The sequence below is a fragment of the Dactylosporangium sp. McL0621 genome, assembly GCF_049995355.1.
Taxonomy (GTDB): Bacteria; Actinomycetota; Actinomycetes; order Mycobacteriales; family Micromonosporaceae; genus Dactylosporangium.
This window is the reverse complement of sequence record NZ_CP188259.1, coordinates 4106239-4130495: the sequence shown is the minus strand read 5'-3', so window position 1 is coordinate 4130495 and position 24257 is coordinate 4106239. Positions and strand designations below refer to the sequence as shown.

Here is a 24257-nt window from a genome sequence, read left to right as displayed (position 1 = left end):
CCGCCGTTGCGGCCGGTGGAACTCTTCGATCGATGAAGTTACCCTACTGACCGGCACGACAAGGGGACACGAGCAGCACCGGCATCGCCCGCGGGGGACCTTGATGACACGGAGTACGGCGACGTTACCGCCCGCTGACACCGGACACGGCGGCGCCTTCTGCCGCATCCGGCTGGCCGCGCCCGGCGTGCAGGTCGATCTGGCCGTGCCGTCGGCGGTACCGCTGGCGCGTCTGCTGCCCATGCTGCTGCGGCAGGTCGGGCAGGCCGACACCGACGCGGCCGGCTGGGCGCTGTCCACCGCCGAGGCCGACCGTCTCGACCCGGGCACGACGCTGTCCGAGGCCGGGGTGGCCGAGGGCGGGCTGCTGGTGCTGCACCGCGCATCCGAGCACATCGCGCCGCCCGTCTACGACGACGTCGTCGAGCTCATCACCGAGGGCGGCGTGCTGCGGCCCTGGGGCAGCCGGGAGCTGCGGCTGGCCTGCGCGGTGCTCGTCGCCGTGGCGATGCTCGGCGTCTTCGGCGCCCTCGCGGCCGCCGGCGGCATCCTGCCCGGCGCGCTCGCCGGCGGTGTCGCCGCCCTGCTGCTCGCCGTCGCCTGGGCGATGTCCCGGGCCGCGAACGACCTGCCGGCCGCGACCCTCGCGGCCGCGCTCGCGGTGCCCGGCGCGGCCCTGTGCGCGGCCGAACTCCTCGGCGGCGACTGGGGCCGCGGCCACCTGCTCGTCGCCGGCGCCGCCGCGCTGCTCGTGGCCGCGGTCGGCCCGGCCGTGGTCGGCGGCGGCGACCACGTCTTCGCCGCGCTGGGCATCGCCGCCCTGGGCGCGGGCCTCGGCGCGCTCATCGCGATCCTCGCCGACACCCGGCCCGCCGCGGCCGCCGCCGCCGTCGCCCCGCTCGCGCTGGCCGCGACCACGATGCTGCCGGCCCTCGCGCTGCGCTCGGCCCGCCTGCCCCGCCAGCCGCTGCCCCGCTCGGCCGAGGACCTCGCCGGCGTGCAGGGGCAGCTCGACCTCGAGCGGGCCACCGCCCAGATCGCCCGCGCCCGGCGGCTGCTGTCCGGGCTCCTCGCCGGCTGCCAGGCCGTCGTCGCCGGCGGCGCGCTGGTGCTGGCCGCGGACTCCTCGCTGTGGTCGCGGCTGCTGGCCGGCGTCCTCACGCTGCTGGCGCTGCTGCGCGGGCGGCTGTTCCGCGAGCGGGAGCAGGTCGCGGCGATCGCGGTCGCCGTCTCGGCCACGCTGCTCGCCGGCGCCGCGATCCTCGTCGTGCGCTTCGCCGGGCACACGGCCCTGCTGACCGGCGTGCTGGCCCCGGTGCTGGCGGCCATTGCGCTGCTCGCGGCCGTGATCGGCGGGCTGACCGGGCGGCGCAAGAGCACTCCGCGGCTGGCCCGGAGCCTGGATGTGCTCGAGACGATGATGATGCTTTCCGTGGTACCGCTGGCTCTGGCCGTCTGGGACGTCTACCGCGCGCTGATGGATCTGCGGGCGTGAGGCTCTCCGCCCTCGCCACCGTCGCCGTGCTGCTCGTCCCGGCACCGGTGCCGGCGCTGGCCCCGGCCGGCTGCCGCAACCCGCCGCCGAACGGCCAGCCGCTGCCGGCCAACGCGCCCCGCGACCCGACCATCGCCCGCCTGGGCCTGGAGCGCGCCTGGGACCTGTCGACCGGCGCCGGCGTGACCGTGGCCGTGGTCGACTCCGGCGTCGACGACCACGCCAAGCTCAAGCCGGCCCTGTCCCCCGGCTTCGACTACGTCGGCTCGCAGACCCCGCCGGGCTGGCAGCGCGTCCCGGGCGGCGTGGGCGACTGCGGCGACAACGGCAACAGCCACGGCACCGCGGTCGCCGGCCTGATCGCGGCCCGCCCGGCCGACGACGACCGCGTGATCGGCGTGGCGCCGGGCGCGATGATCGCCCCGGTGCGCTTCCCCGACGGCATCGACAACGCGGCCCCGGAGATGATCGCCGCCGCCATCCGCACCGGCGCCGAGTCGGGCCAGGTCCTCAACCTGTCGTTCGCGCTGCCGGTGGACCGCCCGCAGATCCGCGACGCGATCCAGTACGCGCTGAGCCGCAACGTCGTCGTCGTGGCCGCCGCGGGCAACGAGTCGTCGACCGGGGACACGAAGTGGTACCCGGCCGCGTACCCCGGCGTCCTCGCGGTCGCCGCGCTCAAGCAGGACGGCACCCCGCTGGCCCAGTCCAACCGCGGCGACTGGGTCGGCATCGCCGCACCGGGCGAGGGCCTCACGGCGCCGTCGGCGGGCGGCGGGTACGTCGGCGTGAGCGGCACCAGCTTCGCCACCGCGCTCGTCTCGGGCGTCGTCGCCCTGGTGCGGTCCCGCTTCCCGAACCTGTCCGCCGCCGAGGTCGTCCGCCGCCTCACCGCGACGGCGGTCCCGCTCGGCGCGGCCCGCGACGACCGCGTCGGGGCCGGCATGGTGGACCCGTTCGCGGCGCTCACCGCGCGGGTCGCACCGGCCCCGCCGAGCCCGAGCGGCTCGGCCGCGGCGGCGCCGGTGGGCCAGGTGCGCGTGCTGCCCCGGCCGGACGAGGGCGGCGGGCTGGCCGAGCGCTGGGGCGTGCTGCTGGGCGTGTTCGGCATCCTGATGCTGGCGGCGGTCCTGGCGTACCTGGGGCGGCTGGCACTGCGGGCGGCGCGGCAGCGGCGGGCGGGGGCGGGCGGGCCGGAGACGCCCGCGGAGCCGGTGGTCGACCCGCCGGACATCCGGCTGGCCTGAGCGGGGCCGGCCCGAGCCGGCCGAAATCACGTGGATCGATATCGCGCGGCGGGCTATGGTCGCCGCATGATGTACCAGCATCCGTTGGCGTACCTGCTCGGGATCGAGGGCCTGGCGCTCCTGCACGGGTGGGGCGGGGAGTACGACGAGGAGTTCACGCAGCGGCGGCTGGCCGAGGTCCGGACGCTGCTGGCCAACCCGGCGTTCACCGGGCACGAGGGGGTGCCGGTCGGACGGGGCGACACGCGCACCGGGTACCGGCAGTGGGCGGCGACCTACGACGAGCCGCGCAACAGCCTGTTCGACATCGACGAGCCGGTCATGCACCGGCGCATCGAGGCGCTGCCGGTCGGCGACGCCCTCGATGCGGCCTGCGGCACGGGGAGGCACGCCGAGTACCTTGCCGGGCAGGGGTTCACGGTGATCGGCGTGGACAGCTCGCCGGAGATGCTGGAGCGGGCCCGCAACCGGGTACCGTCCGGCGACTTCCGCCTGGGCGACCTGCGCGAGCTGCCGCTCCCCGACGACAGCGTCGACCTCGTCGTCTCCGGCCTCGCACTGGCCCACTCGCCCGCGCTGGAGCCGGTGCTGACCGAGTTCGCCCGCGTCCTGCGCCCCGGCGGGCACGCGGTGATCTCCGATACGCACTGCGAGATCGACTTCCGCGGCTCCGTCCCGCACGCGCTCGGGCCGGACGGCGAACCCGGCGTCGTCGCCACGTACCGGCACACCGCCGGCGACTTCGTACGCGCCGCGCTGGCCGCCGGGCTCCGGATCCGGGCGTGCGAGGAGCCGCGCGGCTCGGGCACGGACCAGTCGCCACCGCCACCGCCGGTACCTCTCGCGGAGGCGCACCCCGGCGACTGGGCCGGTTGGCCGTGGTCGCTCATGGCGCTACTGCCCGAGGCGGCGTCGGCCGCGTGGGCGATACCCGCGGTCATCGTCTGGGACTTCGAGCTTCCCCCGGAGGATCCCTGGCCGGCGTAGCCGGGCTCGGTGGCCCCGGGCAGCGACGCCAGCTCGCCGGTGCCCGCCGGCCGCACGGCGATGACGATCATGAGTGCCCTCCACCGGCGGTCGGCCCGGGCCATCCACCAGGCCCTCGGCCTGGCCGCCGCGGCGGACGTCACCTGACCCGGACCCGCGGCGGGTGATGGCGGGGCAGGGGGCCGGGCCGACCGTTGCGGGTATGGCGTTCTTCGACGGGTTCGAGGAGTTCGACATCGCCGCGGCGGGGACGACGATCCACGGCCGCCGCGGTGGCAGCGGGCCGCCGGTACTGCTGCTGCACGGCATCCCCGAGACGCACCTCATGTGGCGGGAGGTGGCGCCGCGCCTGGCCGAGGAGTACACCGTCGTCGCCACCGACCTGCGCGGGTACGGCGACAGCGGCAAGCCGCCGAGCACGCCCGACCACGAGCCGTACAGCATGCGCGCCATCGGCCGCGACCAGCTCGAGGTCATGGCGGCGCTCGGCTTCGACCGGTTCGCCGTGGCCGGGCACGACCGCGGGGCGCGGTGCGCGTACCGGCTCGCGCTCGACCACCCGGAGGCGGTCGAGCGGCTCGCGGTCATGGATGTCGTACCCGTCGGCGCCGCGTACGACCGTGCGGACCGCGACTTCAGCCTGGCGTACTGGCAGTGGTCGTTCCTGGCCGCGCCCGAACCGGTGCCGGAGCGGTTCCTGGACGCGGCCCCGGCGAACCTGGTCGAGCACATGCTCGACGCGTGGACCGCGGTGCCCGGCGCCGTCCCGGCCGACGTGCGGGCCGAGTACGTCGCGAAGTTCCGCGACCCGGCCACCGTGCACGCGGTGTGCGAGGAGTTCCGGGCCTCGGCGACGCTGGACTTCGAGCACGACGAGGCCGACCGCGGGCAGCGGACCATCAAGTGCCCGGTGCTGGTGCTGTGGGCCGAGCACGGCGAGGTCGCGCAGCTCTACGACGACCCGCTCGAGGTCTGGCGCGAGTGGGCCGGCGACGTGCGCGGCGGGCCGATCGCGGCCGGGCACTTCATCCCGGAGGAGTCACCCCGGGACACCACCCAGCGGCTCCTCGCGTTCCTCAACCATGGCTGAGGTCCGGTACGGGTTCGCCGACGTGGACGGGCTCGCGGTGCACTACCGCGAGGCCGGGCCGACCGGGGGGCCCGTGCTCCTGCTGCTGCACGGCTTCCCGTCGGCGGGCCACATGTACCGCGACCTGATCCCGCTGCTGGCCGACCGCTTCCGCCTCGTCGCGCCCGACCTGCCGGGCTTCGGCCGGTCCGGGCCGCCGGCGCGGAACACCTTCGAGCACCTCACCGACGTCGTCGACCGGTTCACCGAGGTGCTCGGCCTGCGGGAGTTCGCGTTGTACCTGTTCGACTACGGCGCGCCCGTGGGGTTCCGGCTCGCGGCGCGGCACCCCGCGCGTGTCACCGCGATCGTCTCGCAGAACGGCAACGCCTACGAGGACGGGCTCAGCGACGCGTGGGCGCCGATCCGGGCGTACTGGCGCGACCCGTCGGCCGCGAACCGGGCGGCGGTGCGCACGATGCTGGCCCCGGAGACGACGATCTGGCAGTACACCCAGGGCGCCGCCGACCCGTCGCGCGTCGGACCCGACGGGTACGAGCTGGACAACCACTACCTGGCCCGGCCCGGCGCCGCCGAGATCCAGCTCGACCTGCTGCTCGACTACGCGAGCAACGTGGCGAGCTACCCCGCCTTCCACGCGTACTTCCGCGCCCACCGCCCGCCGCTGCTGGCGATCTGGGGCCGCAACGACCCGTTCTTCCTGCCGGCGGGGGCCGAGGCGTTCCGGCGCGACCTGCCCGGGGCCGAGGTGCGGCTCCTGGACGCCGGGCACTTCGCCCTGGAGACCCACGCCGAGCCGATCGCCGCCGCGGTGCGCGAGTTCCTGTCTCAGGCGTTGACGCGCAGCCACGCGGTGGCCTCGGGCGCGGGCAGGGGCCGGGCGTAGAGGAGCAGCGACCGCGCGCCGTACCGGACCATCCGCGCCCCCTCCGCCCCGGCTATTCGGTCGCGGCGGGGCGTTGTTTAGGGTGATCCGATGGAATCGTCTGCCGTCGAGCCGTTGTCGATCGGGGTCCAGATCGGGCTGCGCGTGCCCGTCATCCTCGTGGCGCTCGCGGGCGTGTTCGTCGCGCTGCTCATGATCAAGCGGCTGGGCGCGCTCAGCGGGATCCTGGCGGCGGGCGGGAGCCTGCTGATCGCGGCCGACCAGGCGGCGACCATCGCGTGGGTGCTGCACCTGCGGTCGATGACGTCGGGTGGCGATCTCGACATCGACACGTACAACACGGTCGCCAACGCGTATCTGGTCGCCGACGCCGTGCTCATCACCATCGGCGTGGGCCTGGTCGTGGCGTCCTTCCTGACGCGCCGCCCCTCCCCGCCCGACCTGGCGGCACCGCCCGTGTTCGCGCCGCCACCGCCGGTGCAGATCCCCCCTCCGCGCCTCTGACCGGAGGTGGCGCGTTGACCACGGACAGCGACACCTGGCAGCGGCCGATGCCCGACGCCCGCCGGCTGCGCATCGACATCGCCATCGGCCTCGCCGTCGCCGTCATGGCGCTGGCCAACTTGACCCTGACCCGCAGCGTCGGGGCGTTCATCGGGCACCCGCCCGGCCTGCCCGAGCAGGTCGTCTGGGCCCTGCTGTGCACCCTGCCGCTGGGCTGGCGCCGCCGCCGGCCCGACGCCGTGGCCGTGATCGTCTCCGTCGCCTTCATCGCCGGCCAGACCCGCTACGCCCCGGAGCAGCAGCTCACCACCGGTGCCCTGTTCGCGGCGATCTACACCCTGGGCGCCTGGGGCCCCAACCACCGCCGCTCCCAGTGGCTGCGCGTCGGCATCATCGCCGGGATGTTCATCTGGCTGGGCATCTCGTACCTCATCGCCCTGCCGCACCTGTCCGCGGCCGAGTTCGTCAAGGCCGACGGCCCGGTCTCGCCGATCCTGGCCGCGCTCATCAACGGCGTGCTCGTCAACGTCCTGTACTTCGGCTTCGCGTACTACTTCGGCGAGATCGCCTGGACCGCGGAGCGCCGCCGCCACCTGGTCGAGGCCCAGGCCGCCGAGCTCGTGGCCGCCCACGAGGAGGAGGCCGCGCGCACGGTACTGCACGAGCGCCTGCGCATCGCCCGCGAGCTCCACGACGTGGTCGCGCACCACGTGTCGGTCATGGGCGTGCAGGCCTCAGCCGCCCGGCGCGTCTTCGACCGCGACCCGCCGAAGGCGAAGGAGGCCCTGGCCGCGGTCGAGCAGAGCGCCCGGACGGCGGTGGACGAGCTCCACCGCATGCTGGGCCTGCTCCGCCACGCCGACCCGGAGCCCCCACCGCACCCGGTCGCCGCACCCGCACCCGGCGGCGCCCCGGACTCCTCCCCCGCGACCGCGCCCGCCGCCGTCGGCCTGCACCGCCTGGCCGAGCTGCTGGACTCCGTGCGCCACGCGGGCCTGGAGACGACCCTGGGCGTCTTCGGCGACGAGGTCGACCTGCCGGAGTCGCTGTCCCTGGCCGGCTACCGGATCGTCCAGGAGGCCGCCACGAACACCCTGAAACACGCGGGCGCCACCCAACTGGACGTGCGGATCCGCTTCCACACCGACGAGCTCGAGCTCGACGTCGCCGACAACGGCCACGGCACGGGCCGGCGCACGACGGGGGGCCTGGGCCTGATCGGCATGCGCGAGCGCGTGGCGGCGCACGCCGGCACCCTGGAGACCGGCCCCCGCACGGGCCGCCCCGGCTTCCGCGTCCGCGCCCGCTTCCCCCTCACCCGCCCCGCCCCGAACCCCTGACTCGGTCCCGCCGATCCCGGCACCGGCCGAAGGCGTGCGCACCGGTGAGCACGGGGCGGCCGGACGCCACCGCCGGAGACACCCCCGACACCGGGCAAAGCGGGCGGCCACCTCCCCGCCGAATGCGGTCACCTATTCGTCCACCGCCTACGGTGTCCCGATCTCCGCCGGTTCCGCTTCGGCCGCCCGCCGCGTCCACATATCGGCCTCGGCTGTCTCGCCCCGCTGCCGGAGGAGGGCGGACAGATCGGTCATCGCGAAGTACAACCCGGCCTCGGCGGCCTGACGGAGCAGCGGTTCACCGGCCTCCGGCCGGCCCGTCTGCCGTTCGAGACAGGATAGGAGGTACCGCCCGAGAGGATCGCCCATGTTGGCGGCCTGCCGCCACCAGGCCTCGGACTCCTCGCCTCTTGACTGCTGGTTGAGGACCATGCCGAGCCGAGTCATCGCGTCGACCTCGCCCTGCTCGGCGGACCGCCGTAGCCACAGCTCGGCTTGGGCGAGATCGCCACCCTGCCACCACAGGAGGCCGTAGTTGGTCATGCTCAGGGCGTCTCCCTGTTCTGCCGCGACCTTCAACCAGGGCGTGGCGTCCTCCACGGCACCGAGACTCAGGAGCAGGCCGCCGAGGCGGACGCCCGCATCCTGGTGGCCCAACTCGGCAGCGCGCCGGTACCACGGCAGTGCGGCCTCTGGGTCATCAGCGTGACGAAGCGCGGCAAGTATGAAGGCGGCATGGGCACTCCCGCGATCCGCGGCCCTGGTGAGCCACCGCTCCCCGCTGCCGGTGTCGCCGCCCAGCCACAACTGAGCTCCGACCGAGGCCGCGGCTTGGGCGTGACCGGCCTTCGCTGCCTGTATCCACCAGACCATGGCGCCCTCGGTGTCATTGCGATTCCCATGCAGGCAGCCGAGCTCCCACATGGCGTCGGCGCTGCCGTACCGCGCCGCCTGTCGCCACCATCTGACGGCTTCCGCCTCGTCGCCCCGATCGCGGCACTCGACGCCGATCTGATGGCTCGCGTCGCCGTGGCCGGCCTTCGCCGCCCGCCTACGCCACATCTCCGCCTGCTCGTCATCGCCCCGACCGTGCATCAGGTAGCCAAGGCCGTACATGGCCTCCGGCAATCCTGCGGCAGCCGCCACGCGGTACCGCTCCTCGGCGGCGCCGACGTCACCCCGTTGGGCCAGAAGAACGGCGAGGTTGTAGGTAGCCTTCACGTAACCCCGCTCGGCCGCACGGTGGAACCAGTCGATCGCAGCGTCGACATCGCCGGTTCTACTGCTCACCAGCCCCAGGCAGTAAACGGTTTCGACGTTGTCAGCTCCGTCCAGAGCACGCTGCAGCCACTCCTGCGCCCAGCCTGAATAACCATGTTCGCCCAACCGGACGCCGATGTCGTGCGCCGCGTTCGGATCAGAGTCACCCGCGCATCGGTCGAGCCAGTCCCGTGCCTCCGCGTCGGCGCCGCGGTCGGCCAGCAGTAGGGCGAGCTCGATCATCGACTCTGTCCGACCGGCAAGGGCGGCCTCCCGATGCCACCGCTCGGCCGCTTCCCGGTCACCACGCTGCGTGGCGCGGACCGCAAGATTGGCCATGGCGCCCGAGTTGCCCATCTCAGCGGCGCGGACGAACCAGCTCTCCGCCGACTGTTCCTCCCCGCGCAACACCGCCGTGATCCCACGGCCCGCGATGGCGTCGACATCCCCGGCTTCGATGCCGACCTGCAACGCTGCATCCGCCGCGTCGAGATCGCCGTACGAAATGGCGTGGAAAGCGATGACCACCGCGTCGAACGGCGGAACGAGATCGAGCACGCCCCGCCAGACGGCGGACACTGGTCTGTCCTCGACAGGTCCGTCGCCGCGCTGCGCAGCGTCCAGCAGATAATCCGGCGCGACGTAGGTGTTGCCGTCACGTGGCTCCAGGCAGGAGCTCGCGCCCAGCTGGAGACGTGCCGCCCAGCGGAGGCCCTCGTCGGCCGGGGGAAGATCGCTGCGATGCCGAAGTGCGGGGGGCAGGTAATGACGGTGCAGCCGGTCGAGTACCTCGGCCGGGACCGGCTTGTCGTAACCGGCTCGCCGGCAGTCGACCGCGGCACTGATCAGCGCCTGCCCGACGTGGAAGAGCAGTCCGCCCCCATCCCTCCAGCGACGCAGCAATACATGGCCGGCGGCGAGGAACTCGCCGAACCCTACCCGTGCTCGCAGCGCCTGAGCGATGCGCTCGTCGGCCAGGAGGTCGACACGGAGGTCGGCGACTTCCTGGTCGCTGAGCACCGGGGCCACCGATATTTCGCGGTGCAGGGGCAGCACGCCACCGCCCTCGGCCCGGCTCAGCTCCTCGTCGCGCATGGTGGCGATGATCGGAATCTGGCGCAAGTGCATCAGTGCGGCGGCCAGGCCGTCGCCACCCAGATAGTGCTCCAGATCGTCGAGCCAGATCACCACGTCCTTGCCGAGGCGTGACGCGGCCAGTTCCCGCAATGCCGGTCCGTTCAGTGGCACCACCAGCCGGTGGTCCGGGCACCGGCGCCGCAGAAGTTCGTACGCTGTGCGGGTCTTGCCGGACGCCGCACGTCCGCGCACGATCGTCAGGCCACCGCCGCTCAGGGCATCGTCCAGAAGGCGGTCGCAGTCTCGGGGAAGGTAAGGCGGAAGCGCGCGTCTCCGTCCGTCACGACGGTAGGTGCCGATGGCCGGCTTGACGCCCAACTGAAGAGGGTCGAGCTCGCGGACCAAGGGAAGCCGGCCGTCGATCAGGTGGCTCGTCAGGCCGACGGGGCTACTGCCGCGCAACCGCCGCCAGACGCCGGCAAACGGCGGCTGCGCGCGAGGACCGTTGACGTTCAGCTGCTGGACCACGTTGGCGTGGACACCGACGTGACCCGGCAGGTCGTTACCGGAGGCGACCGGTCCTACGCCGTCCCCGGAAAGAAAGGGTGGGGCGGGCTCCCGTAGTTCACCGTTACCGGGCCAGTCATCGTGACCGCTGCCGCCCCATAGTTGGTGGTGATCCGCAGCGTCTTGTCGCCCAACGCCGCCGACAACCGCCGCGCCGCGGCGAGGATCTCCGTATCGCGATCGGCGCCGGAGTCGGCCAGATCGTTGCCGAGCCGGTCGCGCAAGGCATCCCGTTCGGGATAAGGCGAATCCACCACCGCCTGGGCGTGCGGCCGGCCGGCAAGGCGGCGGTTCAGCAGAACGCGGAGGCCGTCGTAGGCGTCTCGCGCCTCGGCGTTGATCGCGTGATCCGCGCCGGCCTCAGCGTACCGGGCCAGCGCCTCGTACAGCTCCTCCCCGACATCCACGGCCGGTCACATTACCAACATCGACGCGCCGATCCAGTCGTGTCACACGCAAGGATGAACGTCGCCGCGGTGCCGCCGGAGACCATCGCGGAGATCGCCGACCGGGTGTACGTCCCGCTGATCCGTTCCACCGCTGTAGGGAAGGCGACTGCGATCGAGGGCCGCGGGCGGGACAGTGGGCGCCAGCATCGACCCTAGTCGATAGGAGTGTTCATGCTTCCACGCCCCCGCCAGGTCGTCGCCGTCGTCGTGGCCGTGCTGGCCGCCCTACTGATCGTCCCCGTGTCACCGGCCGCGGCCGCCACCGCCGACCGCTTCGGGTTCGCCCTGGTCGACAACCCGACCGTGCCGATCTGGACCGCGCTGAACCCCGCCTACTCCTACGGACCCGGCGCCACCGGCGGCCGGGTCGCCCCCGGCCGGTTCCTCGTGCGCTTCCCCGGCGTCGGGACCGGCGCGCGCGGCAACGTGCACGTGACCGCCGTCGCCGCCGACGGCCGGTTCTGCGAGACCGTCCGCTGGTACTCCTCCGGCCTCGACGAGATCGTCGACGTCCAGTGCTTCAAGCCCGGCGGCGGCCCGGCCGACACCCCGTTCACGGTGCTGTGGACGGTCAGCTCCGGCATCCTGCTCGGCGGCCCCGGCGCCTACGCGTCCGTCCAGGTGGTCTCGAACGCCGTCGCCCAGTCGTACAACTCCGCCGGCGGCGCGGTGACCGCCACGCCGGTGGGGATCGGGATCTACGCCCTGCGCTTCACCGGCGTCGGCGACCCCTCCGGCGTCCTGGCCGGCAACGTGCAGGTCACCGCGGCCCAGCCCAACGCCCAGCCGCGCCGGTGCAAGATCCTGCGCTGGGGCGCGTCGGGACTGGACGTCATCGTGTACGTCACCTGCCACGACCCGGCCACCGGCGCCGCGCTGAACAGCGACTTCACCGCGTCGTTCCACCGGGAGCGCTCGGTCTACGCGTCGTTCGGGCCGCCGAAGTACTTCGGGTACCTGTCGACGCCGTTCGGCGGACCGACGAACTACTCGTACCCGCTCGGCGTGGGCGCCAACGGCTTCGGCCCGTCGGGCCCGGGCACGTACACCGTCAAGTTCCCGCTGCTGCACGAGAAGGAGACCACCGCCCACGTGACCGCCATCGGCGACGGCCCCGTGTACTGCACGATCCAGAAGGTCTGGGCCCGCGCCGGCAGCGACGCCGTCGTGCCGGTCGCGTGCTTCGCCAACAGCGGCGCACCCGAGAAGAGCGAGTTCAGCGTCACCTTCTCGTCCAGCGTGTGATGCGCTAACGTCTCGCGGATCATGGGACAGGTACTGGCCCGGCCGGCCGGGCACGGGGTGGTGCTGCTGGGGTACTGGCCGTACACCTACGCGCGCCACCCCTCCGCGCCGGACGCCGTCGAGGTCGCCAGCCGGCGGCCCGGCGGCCCGGCGACGGCGGTCGTCGACCCGGCCCGGCCGCACGGCGCGGACGGGATCGTCGACGTCGAGCCGGGGCCGGACCATCCGTCCTGGGTCATCGCGCTCGTCTTCACCGCCCGGTCGCGGGCGGCCGGGCGCGGACCGACCCGCCACGGCCTCGAGTGGATGCTGGGCCTGGTCTGATGCTGGTACGGCTGCTCGGGCCGGTCGACGTCACCGTCGGCGGGCAGGTGCACGCGCTCGCCGGGCTGCGGCGCAAGGCCGTGCTTGCCGTGCTCGGTCTGCACCGCGGCGCCGTCGTCGGCGTCGAGCGGATCGCCGCGCTCGCGTGGGAGGACGGCGACGCCGAGGTGGCGCCGAACACCGTGCAGCGGCACGTGTCCGGGCTGCGCGAGGTACTGCAGGACCGGCACGCCATCGAGTCCCGCCCGCCCGGCTATGTGCTGCACGCCCCGACCGACCTCGCGCTGGTCGAGGAGCACGTGCGGGCCGGGCGCGCGGCCGGGGCGGCGCGGACGGCGGCCGGGCACTTCCGGGCCGCGCTCGAGCTGTGGCGCGGGGCGTCACTGGACGGCCTGGAGCTGGACTGGCTGCGTGCGCAGGGCCGGCGCCTCGACGAGCTGCGCCGCGACGTGCGCCTCGACCTGCTCGACGCGCGGCTGCGCCTCGGCGAGCACGACGCGCTGGTGTCGGAGCTGGCGGCGCTGGCCGCGGAGCACCCGTTCGACGAGCGGGTCCACGGGCAGCTGATGGCCGCGCTGTACCAGGGCGGGCGGCCGGCCGAGGCGATCGCGGCCTACGAGCGGCTCGAGGCGGCCCTCGACCGGGAGCTCGGCCTACGCCCCGGCGTCGAGCTGCGGGCCCGGCGGCAGGCGATGTCAGCGATGCCCGTGACCCGCCCGGCGCAGCTGCCGGCCGCCGTACGCGCGTTCGCGGGCCGGGCCGCGGAGCTCGACGCGCTCGACGCTTTCGATGCCCAGGAGGGAGTCGCGGTCGTGTCCGGCACCGCCGGGGTCGGCAAGACGGCCCTCGCGCTGTTCTGGGCGCACCGGGCGGCCCCGCGGTACCCCGATGGGCAGCTGTACCTCAACCTGCTCGGATTCGACCCCGCCGGTGCCGCGGTCCGGCCCGGGGACGCCCTCGCGGTGCTGCTGGAGGCGCTGGGGGTGCCGGCTCAACAGGTACCGAACCAGCCGCCGGAACGCGAGGAACTGTATCGATCCGTGGTCGCCGGGCGGCGCCTGCTCATCGTGCTCGACAACGCCCGCGACGCCGAGCAGGTGCGGCCCCTGCTGCCGGGCGCGGGCCCGTCGCTGGTGCTCGTGACCAGCCGCGACCGCCTCGCCACGCTGACCGGGCACGCGATCTCGCTGGGGCTGATGAGCACCGGCGAGGCGCGCGACCTGCTGCGGCGCCGGCTCGGCGAGGCGCGGGCGGCCGCCGAGCCCGACGCGGCCGACGACATCATCGGCCTGTGCGCGCGGCTGCCCCTCGCGATGAGCGTCGCCGCGGCCCAGGCCGTCGCCCGGCCCGGCGTCGCGCTGCACCGGCTCGCCGCCGAGCTGCGCGACGCGGCCCGCCGCTGGCAGGTGCTCAACGGCGGCGACCCGGTCTCCGACGTGCGGGCGGTGCTGTCCTGGTCGTACCGGGCCCTGGGCCCCGGCGCGGCGCGGCTGTTCCGGCTCATCGGCGCGCACCCCGGCCCCGAGTTCGGCGTCGCCGCCGCCGCGAGCCTCGCCGGGGTGCCGGCCGCGACCGCGACGGACCTGCTGGGCGAGCTGGGCCGGGCGAGCCTGCTCGCCGAGCCGGAGCCGGGCCGGTTCACGCTGCACGACCTGCTGCGGGAGTACGCCCGCGAGCTCGCCGCCCGCGACGGCGACGACGGCGCCGGCCGGCGGGTGCTCGACCACTACCTGCACACCGCCATCGCCGCGGCCCTCGCCATCAACCCGTCCTGGCTCCCGGTCGCCCCGCCCCCGGCCGCGCCGGGCGTCGTGCTCCCCGGCCCCGGGGCCGGGCTGGAATGGCTCCTGACCGAGCGGGCGAACCTGCTCGCCGCCGTCCACGCCGGCCCGGACGTCCACGCCTGGCAGCTCGCCTGGGCCCTCACCGACTTCCTCGAACGGCAGGGCCGGTGGGACGACTGGCAGGCCGCGCACACCGCCGGCCGGGGCGCGGCCGAGCGCCTGGGCGACGCGCGGGCGCTCGCACACCTGCACCGGGGCCTCGGGCGACTGCGAATGTGGCAGCGTCGGTACCCGGAGTCGCGCGCCCTGCTCACCGGGGCCCTCGAGCGCTTCCGGACCCTCGGCGACCGGCACGGCGAGTCACGCACCGAGCACAACCTCTGCCAGCTCGCCGACCGCGACGGCCGCCTGCCCGACGCGGCCGCGCACGCCCAGCGCTCCCTCGACCTGTGCCGGGGGCTCGGCGACCAGGCCGACGTGGCCAAGGAGCTCAACGCCATCGCCTGGTGTCGCATGGAGCTGGGCGACCTCGAGCCCGCCCGGGCCGCCGCCGAGGAGGCCGCCGCGATCTACCGCGGCTTCGCCGACCCGGCCCAGGAGGGCGCGGCCCAGCACACCCTCGGCGACATCCACCGCCGGCTCGGCGACTTCGCCGCGGCCGCCGCCTGCTACGAGCGCGCCCTGGAGCTCTCCGGCGGCGTGGGCGACCGCTTCGCCGAGGCCCTGGCGCTGGACGGTCTCGGCGACGCCCGCGCCGCCCTGGACGGCGACGACCGCGCGGCCCGGCCGTTGTGGCGGCGGGCCCTGCGGATCCTGACGGACCTCGACCGCGCCGAGGCGGACGGGGTCCGCGCCAAGCTGCCGGTCAGCGGGCGGCCTTCGGCCTGAACACGCGGTACGAGTTGGCGGTCGCGGTCACGACGGCGGCGATGAGCACCACCCAGACGACGATGGGGCTGAAGCCGCTGCCGGCCTCGGCGCGGCCCTGCGCGGTCTGCACGAGGGACCCGCTGTTGGCGATGTCGACCTCGGGCAGCGGGATCGGGGGCAGCTCGCCGAACCGGACGAGGTTGGTGCTCTCCAGCATGGACAGGTGGCCCTCGACGACGGTGTTCGCCTCCTGCGCGACCTTGCGGACGATCTCGTTGCGGGTGCCGGAGCGGACCGCGGCGATGATCGGGAAGATCTTGCCGTGGGCGGCCCGCAGCCGGGTCACGAAGATCTGGTCGAACTCCTGGTTGGAGGAGGCGCCGCGCATCTCGTCGAGCCAGCCGGTCTGCTGGGCGGTCGGCGTGGTGGGTAGCGTGACGCCCAGCTGGTTGGCCGCGTCCACGACGTCCTGGTCCAGCTTGACGTGCTGCTGGGCGATCATGGACCCGATCTGGCGGACCACCGGGTGCGCGCCGCGCTCGGCGGCCATCTGACCGGCCGGCATCTCCCACAGGCCGGCGGTACGCACGCCGTTGAGCAGGGTCAGGTCGGCGTTGCTGAGCTGGGTCGGGATCGGCGGCCCGGCCATGGCCACGGCCGGCGCCGCGAGCGTCACGGCCCCGGCGCCGAGCAGCACGAACCAGGCCCGCAGGAGCATGCCCGCCCGGCCCCGGCCGGAGAATCGTCGTCGGCTCACACCATGCAGTTCGGACGGCGGGGCCGGTTCGGTTCAAATCCCTGAGCAATAATTTCCCTGTGCAATGAACCCGCGGCCCGGTCCCGCCGTACCCCGGAGCGACGGCACCTCACGTCCGGTGCGAACCGGACCCGGGCGGGGAAAGGTCGGACGCGGATGCGCGGCAGGCAGGCGGGAGACGATCTGACCCTGACTCGGAGCAGCCGCGAGGTGCGACCCCGGCGCCGCCCGATGCCGGTGGTCGCCGCGGCCGTCGCGGTCGCCGTGCTGCTGCCGGTCGCCACGTACACGCACGTCGGCCGGCTGGCGACCGCCTACGTGTTCGTCGTCCTGCACTACTACGTCGGCGTCGTCGCGCTGGTCGCGCTGTCCCTGACGGTGATGGCCGGCCTGGCCTCCACCGACCGCGTGGTGCTGCGGATCGGCCAGCGCGTCCTGCTGCAGACGGCCCACCGGGCGACGGCCATCGTCGCGATGGTCGCGCTGGGCGTGCACATCGCGGTGAAGGTGCTCGAGGCGCACGCGGCGATCGGGGACGCGGTGGTGCCGTTCTTCTCGCAGGGCCGCTCGCTGTTCATCGGCTTCGGTACCGTCGCCGCGTACCTGATGCTCCTGGCGTACTGGTCGGGCCTGGCCCGGACCCGGTTCGTCGGCCGCGTGCGCCCCTGGGTGTGGCGGCTGCTGCACAGCTGCGCGTACCTGTCCTGGCCGGTCGCGATGCTGCACGGGCTGAACGCGGGGCGCGCGGCCGCCACCTGGGTGACGGTGAGCTACCTGGTCTGTGTCGTGCTGGTGGGGCTGGGCCTGCTGGTACGCGTCCTGGCCCGGTTCGGCCGCTACTCCGTCGGGGTCAAGCCGGCGCCGTTCGTCGGCCTCAACACGCAGACGGTGGTCATGCCCCGCATCCCGGCCTCGCGTCCGTCCGCCGATTATCCGTCCACCGGCTACTTGGATGCACCGCCGCGACGGGGCGGCGGCTCGCAGCTGCGGCTGACCGCGGCCGGCGCCGCGCCCGAGCGGCCCGCTCGCGGCCGGCACAGCGCCTGAGCCCGGCGGCGTCGCGATGGACTCGGAACAGGTGATCAGCCTGGGCTGCCACGGCCCCGCCCGGCTGCTGGCCGGCGTGCGGGAGTACGGCCGGCTGGACCTGTGGGCCCAGACGAAGGTGTACGGCGAGCCGGAGCCCATCCCGCTGCCGGAGCTGATCGAGCTGGCCCAGCAGGTGCGGCTGGGCGGGCGCGGCGGCGCCGGCTTCCCGTTCGCGCGCAAGCTCGAGGCGGTGGCCAGGTCGGCCCAGCGCCGCGCCCTGCCCGCGGTGGTGGTCGTCAACGGTACCGAGGGGGAGCCGGCCGCCTTCAAGGACAAGATGCTGCTCAGCATGGTGCCGCACCTCGTCCTCGACGGGGCCCTGATGGCCGCGTGGGCGCTGCGGGCCCGCGAGCTCGTGATCACGATCGCCGACGACGGGTTCGCCGAGGAGTCGCTGCTCGACGCCCTGGAGGAGCGCCACGGCATGCCGATGCGGACCCGGGTGGTGATCGTGCCCCACCGGTTCATCTCCGGCGAGGCCGGCGCGCTGGTGCGCGGCATCAACGGCGAGGCCCACATCCCGCCGGGCCGGAAGGTCCGGGCCAGCGACACCGGGGTCGACGGGCTACCCACCCTGGTCTCCAACGCGGAGACCTTCGCGCAGCTCGCGGTGGCCGCGGCGGTCGGGCCGCGGGAGTACGCCGCGGTCGGCACGGCCGAGGAGCCCGGCACCGTGCTGCTCACCGTGACCGGCGCGGCCCGCCGCCCGGGCGTGATCGAGACGCCGACCGGCACCCCGCTCAAGGAGATCCTGCGGGTCTGCGGCGCCCCCACCGGCCAGGGCGTGCTGACCGGCGGGTACCACGGCACCTGGATCACTCCGGAGGACGCCGGCCAGGCCGAGATCTCCCGGCGGGGCTTCGAGGAGGTCGGGGGCTCGCTCGGTGCCGGAATCCTCGTGCCGCTGCCCGAGGACACCTGCGCGCTCGGCGAGGTGGCCCGGGTGGCGTACTACCTGGCCGCCGAGTCCGCCGGGCAGTGCGGCCCCTGCCGGCTGGGCATGCCCGAGCTGGCCGGGCTGCTGACCGGCGTCCTCGACGGCAGCGCGTCCCCCGATGCCGTCCGGGCCCGGTCCTCGGCGATGCGCGGCCGCGGCGCCTGCAGCCATCCCGACGGCAGCTCCCGGTTCGTGCTCTCCGCGCTGGAGACCTTCGCCGACGACGTGACCGCGCACCTGTACCACCGGGGCTGCGGCCGCAAGGTCCGCGGCGTGCTGCCCGTCCCGGACGGCACGGCCGACGGTGGCGCCGGGCGCCTGTCGGTGGACTGGAGCAGCTGCGCCGGCCACGGCCTGTGCGCCCACGTCCTGCCGGAGCTGATCCGCCTCGACGAGAACGGCTTCCCCACCATCCCCGACGCCGCCGTGCCGTCGTGGCTGGAGGCCCAGGCCCGCCGCGCCGTCGACATGTGCCCCGCGCTCGCCCTGCGCCTCGGCGGCTCCTCCGGCCACGACTCCCCGCGCCCCGATCGCCCGGCACCGCGGCGCCGGGAGATCACCGGCGGCTGACGCCGGCCGGCGCCGCCGCGCCCGGTGATCACAGGTAGCTGACGCCGGTCAGCGACTCGGCCGCCGCCCACAGCCGCTTGCCGACCGCCGGATCGGCCGCCTCCCGGCTCATCCGCGCCTCGGTGACCGGCCCCCGCGTCTCCCCCAGCCGGGCCGGCCCGAAGAACTGCCCGCCCCGCACCTCCGGCCCGGTCGCCGCGCGCAGCTGCGGCTGGGCGCCCTCCTCCACCGGCTGCGTCAGCAGCAGCCCGGCCCGCGCCATCAGCCGCCCGGCCCGGCCGCGGTGCTCCCAGGCCCGCGGCGTCAGGTTGGTGCGGGTCAGCCCCGGGTGGGCCAGCACGCTGAGGATCGGCGAGCCGGCCGCGCGCAGCCGGCGGTCCAGCTCGACCCCGAAGACCGTGGTGGCGAGCTTCGACCGGCCGTAGGCGGCCGCGGCCCGGTACCGGCGCTCGAACATCAGGTCGTCGAAGTCGAGGTGCGCGTTCTTGTGGGTGATCGAGCTCAGACTGACGACCCGGGCCGCCTTCGCCGCGGCCAGGTTGTCCAGCAACAGCCCGGTCAGTGCGAAGGGCCCGAGCATGTTGGTACCGAGGTGCAGCTCGAACCCGTCCGCGGTGGTCCGGCGCGGCCCGAGCAGCACCGCGCCGGCGTTGTTGACGAGCAGGTCGACCGTCCCCAGGCCGGCCGCGAAGGCCCGGACGGAGGCGAGGGAGGCGAGGTCGAGCTCGCGCACCTCGACGTCCCCGCCGATCCGGCGGGCGGCCTCCGCCCCGGCGGCGGTGTTGCGCACGGCGAGCACGACGTGGGCGCCGCGGCGGGCCAGCTCGGCCGCGGTGACGAGGCCGAGGCCCGAGTTCGCGCCGGTCACGACGGCGGTCGATCCGTTCATCTGCTGCTCCTGGTGGTGGTCATTCGGGGCCGGACGGACTCCGACGCTAGGACCACCGCGGCCGGCTTCGGTCGTACGCGGTTGCCTAGGTCTGCGGGTCCTACCCGCCGCGCCCGGGGCGGGGGCACACTTGCGGCATGGCCCATCCGTACGCCCGCGAGCTCGGCGACTTCCTGCGCGCCCGGCGCGGCCGCCTGCACCCGCACGACGTGGGCCTGGAGCCGGGCGGCCGGCGCAAGGTCACCGGGCTGCGCCGCGAGGAGCTGGCCCTGCTGGCCGGCCTGAGCACCGACTACTACCAGCGGATGGAGCAGGGCCGGGAGGTACGCCCGTCCGACGACGTCCTCGACGCCCTGGCCGACGCCCTGGCCCTCGACGACGAGGAGCGCCGCCACCTCTTCACCCTGGCCCACGCCGCCCGCCGCCCGATGCCGGCCCGGCCGGACCACGCCCCGGAGCGGGTCCCGGACGGCACGCGCCGGCTGCTGAGCGTGCTGGACACCCCGGCGGTGGTACTCGGCCGGCACCTGGACGTGCTCGCCTGGAACCCAATGGCCGAGGCCCTGCTCGGCGACCCGAACGCCGTCCCGCCCGACCGGCTCAACATGCTCCTGCTCATGTTCGACGACACCATGACGAACTCCCGGCGCTGCGCGGACTGGGAGCGCCAGGCCCTGGACTACATCGGCATGATGCGCGCCGCGGTGGCCACGGACCCGACCCACCCGCGCGCGACGGCGGTCGTGGGCGAGCTGAGCATCCGCAGCGCCGAGTTCCGCCGGCTGTGGGGCCGACACGACGTACGCGAGTCGGTGAGCGGCACCAAGACCTTCCACATCCCGGAGGTCGGCGACATCGCCCTGGACTGGGACACCTACCCGCTGCCCGGCAACCCGGGCCCGGTCATGCTGGTCTTCACCGCGGAGCCGGACAGCCCCGACGCGGACCGCCTGCGCCTGCTGGCCACGCTGCACGCAACCCGCACCGCCGGACCCGGTCGTCGACCGGCCTGACCACCCGCGCCAGCGCCGCGGCCGCCGGCCCGGCGAGCTCGTCGAGCGCCTCCTGCAGGAGCGCCCGGGGGTGGCGGCCGCAACAGTCGCGGCAGTCCGCCTGTCGCCCGGGCGGGCGATCCATGGCCGTCGTGACGATGGCCGCCGGTCAGCCCGGCCGCACGGCCACGGTGGCGACGACCTCGATGCCCTGGCGGAGGGTCGCGACCACGAGGCAGCCCCGCTCGGCGACCTCGACGAGGTGGGCGAGGTCGGCGGGCAGGCACGAGTCGCAGGTCACCTCGAGACGGATCGCGCCGAACCGGCGGGGGTTCGCCGCGAACGAGCCGGTGACCCGGCACCGCACGCCCTCGACGGGGATCGAACGCGCCGCGGCGGCCGCGTACAGCGTGCTCAGGAAGCAGCCGCCGACCGACGCGAGCAGCATCTCGCCGCCCATCGGTCCCGCGTCCGAGCCGCCCTGGGCCGACGGGCGGTCCATGACGATTGTGTACTCCCGGATGCTGGCGACGGATGCCGTGCGGCCGGATTGCACCAGGGCGACAGCCAACTCATCCATGTTCGTCATCCTGCCGTCCCGGCGGGCGCGGCGGCAACACAGCATCGACGCTCGGTGAGTATCGGTGTCCGTCAATCAGCACCATAGAAGTAGACAGTGCGGAAGCACCATGGCCATTAATTATGGCTATGCGCCGTCCACGGATTCTCATCATCGGGTCAGGCCTTGCCGGCACCGCTACGGCGATCCGGCTGCTGCGGTTCGCACGCACGCCGCTCGAAATAGTGTTACTCGAGCGGCGGCCCGACTACCGGTACGCCGGCGTGGCCTACCACCGGGACGGCAACCCGTGGGACCACGTCTTCAACATCCAGGCGGGCCGCATGTCGGCGTTCCGGGAGGACGTCGACGACTTCGTCCGCTGGGCCAACCACGAGGCCGACCGGCGGCAGTGGCCGGCGCCGTGGACCGACTTCGAGTTCGTCGAGCACGGGCCGGCCCCCCGCCGGATCTACCACGACTACCTGACCGACCGGATGGCCGAGGCCCGCCGCGAGGCGTATCCGGACGTCGACCTGGTCGAGGCCGAGGGCGAGGCGATCGACCTGGGGGTCGCCGCCGGCCGTGTGGAGGTGGCGATCCGGCCGGCCGGCGAGGCCGCGACCCCGGCGACGCTGACCGCGGACCACGTCGTGCTCGCGACCGGCCTGGAGCTCAAGTCGCCGGCGTTCGCCACCGGCGTGCTGGACCATGCGGCGTTCGTCCGGCACCCGTACTCGACCGACGGCGTCCGGAGGCTCCTGGCGGTACCGCCGAAAGCCAGCGTGGTGATCGTCGGCACGGTCCTCAGCGCGTTCGACTCGGCGGCCCTCCTGCTGCGGCAGGGCCACACCGGCGCCATCCACCTGGTCTCCCGGTCCGGGACCACACCGCGCACGTACCCCGACGACCACCAGCACGGCGTCGTCGAGCTGCCCGCGCCCGAGCGCCTGCTCGAGCCGTACCGCGACCGGGAGGAGTTCCTGGCGCGCATCGAGGCCGAGTGGGAGACGGCGTGCGGCGCGGTCCGCGGCGACCATCCCGGCATGGACCGGACCGTCGTCACCGAGCGCGTGGCCAAGGCCTGGGAGCCGTACCTGCCGAAGATCATCGAGCGGATCCCGACGGACGAGCTGCGGCGCCTGCTCGACGACTTCGGCACCCAGATCGCGGCGCTGCGCGTCGGGGCGGTGCCGTACACCACCTCGATCGTCGAACACGCCATCGCCGCCGACCACGTTCCGGTCGAGGTCGTCCTGGGCCGCATCGAGCAGGTCGACCCCGTCGGGCCGGACCGGCTGGCGGTCACCGTCGCGGCCCCCGCGACCAGGCGGGTCATCCTGGCCGACCTGGTCGTGTGCAACTTCGGCCGGCAGACCGACTACACCCAGGTCGGCTCGCCGCTGTGGAAGAACCTGCTGGCCAAGCACCTGGTCATGCCCCATCGGCGCACCGGGCGGGGCATCGAGATCGACGACCGCGGCACGCCGCTGGGCCACGACGGCGAACCGGTCACACCGCTCTCGGCCATCGGCGTGATGCGCGAAGGCGACGAGATCGTGCGCAACGGCCGGTCCGGCGCGTTCGCCTTCAACCTCGCCGCGATCAAGAACCACTCGATCGTCGTGGCCGCCCACGTGATCGAACGGTTCGAGCTCCACGGCGACGACGCGGCGCGCCGGGCGGCCACCGATCACCGGCACCGCCTGCTGGCCGGCGAGTCGACCCAGATGGCGTTCGACCACGCCGTCTCGCTCGAGGTCAAGCGGCTCGCGGCGCGGTCGCGGGCGGAGCGCCGGCGGCTCGACGACCGTCTCGGGGCCCACCTGCGGGCCATGGACGGCGGTCAGGACGACCTCATCGGCACGCACGACCACCTGACGCGGGTCGCCGTGAACCAGGCGGCGGTCGAGCGGCTCACCGACATCTCGGTCACCCCGCGCCAGCTGCGCCGGCAGCTGCGGATCACGAACGACGAGGAAGCGGGGATCTCGTGACGGAACGACGGATTCGCGGCGTCCTGCTGACCCCCGGGCCCGAGCCGGTGCTGCGTGGACCCTGCAACCGCACGGGCCGGCCGTCCGAAGGCTCCATCCTCGTCGTGGCCTCGCTCAGCCCGAACCTGTACGACGCCGTCCTGGCCGCGCGCGCGGTCATCTGCAGCCGCGGCGGATCGACCGGCCACATGCAGTCGATCTGCCGCGCCAAGCGCATCCCCGTGCTGCGCGTCGACCCGGCCGACCTCGACGAGCTCGTCGGTGTCGTGACGCTCGACCTGGAGGCGCAGTCCGTCACCATCGGCGCCGGCGGCGGTACCGGCCCCGCCGCGGCGCCGGCGAGCCTGCCGTCGCCGGACCTGCTCGGCTCGGCCTGCGCGGTGGTCGCCGACGTCGAGGACGTCCGCACCGTGAACGCCGACGACGTCGGGGCGGCGCGCATCGAGTCGTTCTTCCTGCGCGAGGAGTTCCTGTGCCTGGCCGCGGGGCTCAGCCCGATCGACGCGCTGCATGGCGGGGCGGCCGCCGTCGACGCCTACGGCCGGGCCGTCGCCGGGCAGCTGCAGACGTACATGGCCGCGCTGCGGCCCGGCCAGCGGCTCATCCTGCGGATGCTCGACCTGCGCTCCGACGACGCCGCCCGCATCACCGAACGCACGCCGATCCACAACGAGCCCAACCCCGATATGGGCCTGCACGGCACCCGCTGGCTGCTCCGGTCGGCCTCCTACCCGCGGGCGTTGCACGTGGCGCTGGAGACGCTGCGGGCCCGGCTCGGGTCCGGCGCCGGCCGCGTGAGCCTCTCGGCCCCGTTCCTCAACGACGCCGAGGAGTTCGCCCGGCTGCGGCCGCATCTCGGGCTGCCCGCCGAGACGCCGCTGTCGGCGTTCATCGAGACGCCCGCGGCCGTCCACGCGACCTCGGCCATCTGCGCCGCCGGCGCCGACGAACTGTTCATCGGTACCAAGGATCTGGTCCAGTTCTATCTGGCCGCCGACCGCAGCAACCACCTGGTGGCCGAGTCGTACCGCACCCGGCACCCGGCCGTGCTCGACGGTCTGCGCCGGGCGGTCGCCGACGCGCGGGCGGCCCGGACCCCGGTCCGGCTGTTCGCCCTCGCCGCCGACCTGCGGCACTACGCGGAACGGCTGCCGAGCCCGACCGGGTACATGATGTGCGTCGGCGAGCTCCGGCAACTGTTCGCGGATCTCGCGCGCATCTAGAGCGCCGGGTGCAAGTCGGCGGCGATTCCCGGGTTCGCGGTGGCCTACGTCGCGGTGGGATGCGCCGGTCAACGGGGGCGGCGGCCCGAATGCCCGGAGGATCGGCTGTGTTCGGACGG

21 protein-coding genes are annotated in these 24257 nt (G+C 74.5%); 16 read left to right on the top strand and 5 right to left on the bottom strand.

Annotated features, from left to right (window positions below; all coding sequences use genetic code 11):
- Nucleotides 1-103 precede the first annotated feature (103 nt).
- The 8 genes from eccD to ACPPVO_RS19525 all read left to right on the top strand — a co-directional run bounded on the left by eccD (nucleotide 104) and on the right by ACPPVO_RS19525 (nucleotide 7549).
- Complete coding sequence (gene eccD, locus ACPPVO_RS19560) at nucleotides 104-1495, top strand: type VII secretion integral membrane protein EccD (protein ID WP_426512634.1); 1392 nt, start codon at nucleotides 104-106, stop codon at nucleotides 1493-1495.
- Nucleotides 1492-2742 carry a type VII secretion-associated serine protease mycosin gene (mycP, locus tag ACPPVO_RS19555; protein ID WP_426512633.1) on the top strand — a complete coding sequence of 417 codons (1251 nt, stop codon included), beginning with the start codon at nucleotides 1492-1494 and terminating at the stop codon, nucleotides 2740-2742. The genes eccD and mycP overlap by 4 nt, the downstream gene beginning before the upstream one ends.
- A 66-nt stretch (nucleotides 2743-2808) precedes the next feature.
- Nucleotides 2809-3729 (top strand): class I SAM-dependent methyltransferase, encoded by a 921-nt coding sequence (locus ACPPVO_RS19550; protein ID WP_426512632.1) that lies wholly within the window; start codon nucleotides 2809-2811, stop codon nucleotides 3727-3729.
- Between the two features lie 9 nt (nucleotides 3730-3738).
- Nucleotides 3739-3876 carry a hypothetical protein gene (locus ACPPVO_RS19545; protein ID WP_426512631.1) on the top strand — a complete coding sequence of 46 codons (138 nt, stop codon included), beginning with the start codon at nucleotides 3739-3741 and terminating at the stop codon, nucleotides 3874-3876.
- A 55-nt stretch (nucleotides 3877-3931) separates the two neighbouring features.
- Entirely contained in the window at nucleotides 3932-4819 is an 888-nt protein-coding gene (locus tag ACPPVO_RS19540) for an alpha/beta fold hydrolase (RefSeq protein ID WP_426512630.1), read from the top strand.
- Entirely contained in the window at nucleotides 4812-5705 is an 894-nt protein-coding gene (locus tag ACPPVO_RS19535) for an alpha/beta fold hydrolase (protein WP_426512629.1), read from the top strand. The genes ACPPVO_RS19540 and ACPPVO_RS19535 overlap by 8 nt, the downstream gene beginning before the upstream one ends.
- Nucleotides 5706-5795: 90 nt before the next feature.
- A complete protein-coding gene (locus ACPPVO_RS19530; RefSeq protein WP_426512628.1) occupies nucleotides 5796-6209 on the top strand; it encodes a hypothetical protein in 414 nt (137 codons plus the stop codon).
- Nucleotides 6210-6256: 47 nt separating this feature from the next.
- The gene (locus tag ACPPVO_RS19525) at nucleotides 6257-7549 is read left to right on the top strand and encodes a sensor histidine kinase (protein WP_426514654.1); all 1293 of its coding nucleotides are present in this window, start codon (nucleotides 6257-6259) and stop codon (nucleotides 7547-7549) included.
- Between the two features lie 147 nt (nucleotides 7550-7696).
- Here the strand turns inward: ACPPVO_RS19525 and ACPPVO_RS19520 are convergent, their stop codons facing one another.
- Nucleotides 7697-10414 carry a tetratricopeptide repeat protein gene (locus ACPPVO_RS19520; protein ID WP_426512627.1) on the bottom strand — a complete coding sequence of 906 codons (2718 nt, stop codon included), beginning with the start codon at nucleotides 10412-10414 and terminating at the stop codon, nucleotides 7697-7699.
- Nucleotides 10415-10467: 53 nt separating this feature from the next.
- Nucleotides 10468-10860 carry a hypothetical protein gene (locus ACPPVO_RS19515; RefSeq protein ID WP_426512626.1) on the bottom strand — a complete coding sequence of 131 codons (393 nt, stop codon included), beginning with the start codon at nucleotides 10858-10860 and terminating at the stop codon, nucleotides 10468-10470.
- Between the two features lie 213 nt (nucleotides 10861-11073).
- Between ACPPVO_RS19515 and ACPPVO_RS19510 the strand changes: the two genes are divergently transcribed.
- Genes ACPPVO_RS19510 through ACPPVO_RS19500 form a run of 3 tightly spaced genes read left to right on the top strand, consistent with a single transcriptional unit; the run spans nucleotide 11074 to nucleotide 15143 of the window.
- Entirely contained in the window at nucleotides 11074-12147 is a 1074-nt protein-coding gene (locus tag ACPPVO_RS19510; RefSeq protein WP_426512625.1) for a hypothetical protein, read from the top strand.
- Nucleotides 12148-12168: 21 nt separating this feature from the next.
- Nucleotides 12169-12471, top strand: coding sequence for a hypothetical protein (locus ACPPVO_RS19505; RefSeq protein ID WP_426512624.1), 303 nt, complete (start codon nucleotides 12169-12171; stop codon nucleotides 12469-12471).
- Nucleotides 12471-15143 carry a BTAD domain-containing putative transcriptional regulator gene (locus ACPPVO_RS19500; protein WP_426512623.1) on the top strand — a complete coding sequence of 891 codons (2673 nt, stop codon included), beginning with the start codon at nucleotides 12471-12473 and terminating at the stop codon, nucleotides 15141-15143. The genes ACPPVO_RS19505 and ACPPVO_RS19500 overlap by 1 nt, the downstream gene beginning before the upstream one ends.
- Here the strand turns inward: ACPPVO_RS19500 and ACPPVO_RS19495 are convergent.
- Nucleotides 15121-15882 carry a DUF4142 domain-containing protein gene (locus tag ACPPVO_RS19495; RefSeq protein WP_426512622.1) on the bottom strand — a complete coding sequence of 254 codons (762 nt, stop codon included), beginning with the start codon at nucleotides 15880-15882 and terminating at the stop codon, nucleotides 15121-15123. The two genes, ACPPVO_RS19500 and ACPPVO_RS19495, sit on opposite strands and share 23 nt — an antisense overlap.
- A 210-nt stretch (nucleotides 15883-16092) precedes the next feature.
- Here ACPPVO_RS19495 and ACPPVO_RS19490 point away from each other — a divergent pair, with 210 nt between their 5' ends.
- Nucleotides 16093-16929, top strand: a complete 837-nt coding sequence (locus tag ACPPVO_RS19490) for a hypothetical protein (protein ID WP_426512621.1) — start codon at nucleotides 16093-16095, stop codon at nucleotides 16927-16929.
- A gap of 16 nt (nucleotides 16930-16945) precedes the next feature.
- Complete coding sequence (locus tag ACPPVO_RS19485) at nucleotides 16946-18478, top strand: NADH-ubiquinone oxidoreductase-F iron-sulfur binding region domain-containing protein (protein ID WP_426512620.1); 1533 nt, start codon at nucleotides 16946-16948, stop codon at nucleotides 18476-18478.
- 28 nt (nucleotides 18479-18506) lie between these two features.
- On the opposite strand, the gene ACPPVO_RS19480 is transcribed toward ACPPVO_RS19485, so the two are convergent.
- A complete protein-coding gene (locus ACPPVO_RS19480) occupies nucleotides 18507-19367 on the bottom strand; it encodes an oxidoreductase (protein WP_426512619.1) in 861 nt (286 codons plus the stop codon).
- A gap of 137 nt (nucleotides 19368-19504) precedes the next feature.
- On the opposite strand from ACPPVO_RS19480, the gene ACPPVO_RS19475 reads away from it, so the two are divergent.
- A complete protein-coding gene (locus ACPPVO_RS19475; protein ID WP_426512618.1) occupies nucleotides 19505-20380 on the top strand; it encodes a helix-turn-helix transcriptional regulator in 876 nt (291 codons plus the stop codon).
- 148 nt (nucleotides 20381-20528) lie between these two features.
- Here the strand turns inward: ACPPVO_RS19475 and ACPPVO_RS19470 are convergent, their stop codons facing one another.
- Nucleotides 20529-20939 carry an OsmC family protein gene (locus ACPPVO_RS19470; RefSeq protein ID WP_426512617.1) on the bottom strand — a complete coding sequence of 137 codons (411 nt, stop codon included), beginning with the start codon at nucleotides 20937-20939 and terminating at the stop codon, nucleotides 20529-20531.
- Here ACPPVO_RS19470 and ACPPVO_RS19465 point away from each other — a divergent pair.
- On the top strand, nucleotides 20894-22915 hold the full coding sequence (locus ACPPVO_RS19465; protein WP_426512616.1) for an FAD/NAD(P)-binding protein: 2022 nt from the start codon (nucleotides 20894-20896) through the stop codon (nucleotides 22913-22915). The two genes, ACPPVO_RS19470 and ACPPVO_RS19465, sit on opposite strands and share 46 nt — an antisense overlap.
- Nucleotides 22912-24138, top strand: a complete 1227-nt coding sequence (locus ACPPVO_RS19460; protein ID WP_426512615.1) for a putative PEP-binding protein — start codon at nucleotides 22912-22914, stop codon at nucleotides 24136-24138. Before ACPPVO_RS19465 ends, ACPPVO_RS19460 begins: the two co-directional genes overlap by 4 nt.
- Nucleotides 24139-24257: the final 119 nt, after the last annotated feature.